This window comes from Streptomyces katrae (assembly GCF_000966975.1).
Lineage (GTDB): Bacteria > Actinomycetota > Actinomycetes > Streptomycetales > Streptomycetaceae > Streptomyces > Streptomyces katrae.
Genome location: NZ_JZWV01000200.1, coordinates 1 through 1634, shown reverse-complemented (window position 1 = coordinate 1634; position 1634 = coordinate 1). Strand labels below are relative to the sequence as shown.

1 protein-coding gene and 1 pseudogene are annotated in these 1634 nt (G+C 77.0%); both read right to left on the bottom strand.

The genetic code is table 11. The features are described from left to right. Positions 1–30: 30 nt before the first annotated feature. Positions 31–1206 (bottom strand): sensor histidine kinase, encoded by a 1176-nt coding sequence (locus VR44_RS09250; RefSeq protein ID WP_045946922.1) that lies wholly within the window; start codon positions 1204–1206, stop codon positions 31–33. Between the two features lie 179 nt (positions 1207–1385). Then, positions 1386–1634 (bottom strand): annotated as a pseudogene (locus VR44_RS46350) (hypothetical protein); the annotation flags it as partial.

The following is a 1634-nucleotide window of genomic DNA, read 5'->3' as shown; positions in this document are numbered from 1 at the left end:
GGGGGCAAAGGCGGGCCCGGGCCGCGAGGGCTACACCGGCAGGATGGCGTGGACCCGGTAGCCGCCGCCGTACCTGGGGCCCGTGAAGCAGGAGCCGCCGAGGGCGCCCGCGCGTTCGCGCATGCCGAGGTGGCCGTGGCCGCCGCCCGGGGGAGCGGGGGCGGGGGAGGAGTCGGCGGAGTCGCCGCCGTCGTCCAGGACGGTGACCTCCACCGAGGCCCCCACCCGGACCACGCTGACCTGGGCCTGTGCGCCCGGGCCCGCGTGCTTGCGGACGTTGGTCAGGGCCTCCTGGATCACCCGGTACGCCGCCAGGTCCACGGCGGCGGGCAGCGCCTCCGCCTCCGTCCCCAGCTGGACGGTGGCATCGACCGGCAGGCCCGCGTGCCGGAAGGTGTCGAGGAGTTCGTCCAGTACGGCCAGTCCCGGCGCGGGTTCCGTCGGGGCCTCCGGGTCGCCGGACTGGCGCAGCAGGCCGACCGTCGCCCGGAGTTCGTTCAGGGCGGACCGGCTCGCGTCCCGTACGTGGGCCAGGGCCTCCTTGGCCTGGTCGGGCCGCTTGTCCATGACGTGCGCGGCCACCCCCGCCTGGACATTGACCAGGGCGATGTGGTGGGCCACCACGTCGTGCAGGTCCCGGGCGATGCGCAGCCGTTCCTCCGCGACCCGGCGCCGGGCCTCCTCCTCGCGGGTGCGTTCGGCGCGTTCGGCCCGTTCCCGGATGGCGTCGACGAAGGCCCGGCGGCTGCGGACCGCGTCGCCGGCGGCCGCGGCCATGCCGGTCCAGGCGAAGATGCCGATGTTCTCCTGCGCGTACCAGGGCAGCGGTCCGGCCAGCATGGCCACCCCGGTCAGGCCCGCCATCGTCAGCAGGCCGGTCCGCCAGGTGGTGGGCCGGTCGGTGCGGGCGGCCACCGTGTAGAGGGCGATCACGGCGCTCATCGCGACGGGCGCCCGGGGCTCGCCGGTGGCCAGTTCCACCAGGGTCAGCCCGCAGGTGACGGCGAGGACGGTGCGCGGGCTGCGGCGGCGGAAGACCAGGGCGGCCGCGCCGAGCAGCATCAGCAGCAGCGAGACCGGTTCGGGGGCGCGGGTGCGGAAGGTGGGCCCGAGGGGGCCGTGCGGGTCGACGAAGGACCCGAGGAGCATGGAGACCAGTGCCCCGAGCGCCAGCACGGCGTCGGTGGCGAGCGGGTGGGCCCGCATCCACTGCCGCCCGGTGGGGAAGGGCCCGGGCCCGAGGTCTGTGGTCGTCACCCGGATACGGTACGGGCTCGCGCTTCGCCGGTCCGGCGTCGGGCGGTACCGGGCGGCACCGGGGCGAGGACGTCAGCCCCCCAAGACCCGCCGGGTCGCAGGGCGGCCCCGTACAGCCCCCCAAGGCCTCAGGCGGTCCCGGTGGAAGGGGGACACGGGGGTTCCGGAGGCCGCGGCCCGCCCGGCGGCTGCGTCCGAGGCGGCTGCGTCCGAGCCGGCGGCTGCCTCCGAGCCGGCGGCGGGGCCGCCGGCGTGCGGACCCCCAGCGGGGCGCGGGACCGTGGCGGCCCCCACTTCGCGCGGACCACGCACACCGCCATGACGGCGGCGATGGCCGCGAGGTGTTCCTTGCCGGCGAGGTTGTCCTTGACGAGCAC

Excerpts from the sequence above, each read along its gene's own strand:
- VR44_RS09250 (WP_045946922.1), bottom strand. The coding sequence starts at position 1,206 with ATGCGGGCCCACCCGCTCGCCACCGACGCCGTGCTGGCGCTCGGGGCA.